At 76.9% G+C, this 506-nt stretch carries 1 protein-coding gene; it reads left to right on the top strand.

What is annotated here, in order from left to right:
- Positions 1-506: hypothetical protein (locus tag ACK41V_RS23920; protein ID WP_409786223.1), on the top strand; the 506-nt coding region annotated here is incomplete at both ends.

Genomic DNA, 506 nt, shown 5'->3' with positions numbered 1-506 from the left:
GAGGTGCTGCAGGAGCAGGAGGAGGCGCGGCGGCGCGAGAACCTGGCCGCGCGCGTGCAGGAGCTGCAGGACAGCCTGCAGGCGCCGGTGGGCATGATGGAGCGCGAGCTGGAGCGCCGCCGCCGCCGCGAGGAGCGGTTGGCGCGGCAGCAGGCCAAGCACGACAAGGCGCAGCAGGCGTTCCGCGCGCGCAGCATCCCGCGCACGGTGCGGCGCGCGTCGCGGGAGGAGGAGGAGCGCGCGGAGGCGGAGATGGCGCGACAGCGGCGCATTGCGCGCGAGCGTGACTGCGAGGCGGCGGAGCGGCGCCTGATGCGAGCGGAGGAGCTACGGACGTACGCGGCGCTGCGGCGGGAGGTGGAGCAAGGGTGGCAGCAGCGGCGCCTGGAGCAGAACGCGCTGCTGCAAGACCAGCGCCAGCGCGCCATCAGCGAGCTGCGGGGCAAGGACACCCCCGGGACGCCGCCAGCCGCCCCGAGCGCGGCGGCGGGCAGCGGCGCGGCAGC

The sequence above is a fragment of the Acidovorax sp. genome, assembly GCF_046291265.1.
Classification (GTDB): Bacteria; Pseudomonadota; Gammaproteobacteria; order Burkholderiales; family Burkholderiaceae_C; genus Acidovorax.
Note: the sequence above shows the minus strand (reverse complement) of the source record. Positions and strands in the feature narration are given on the sequence as shown.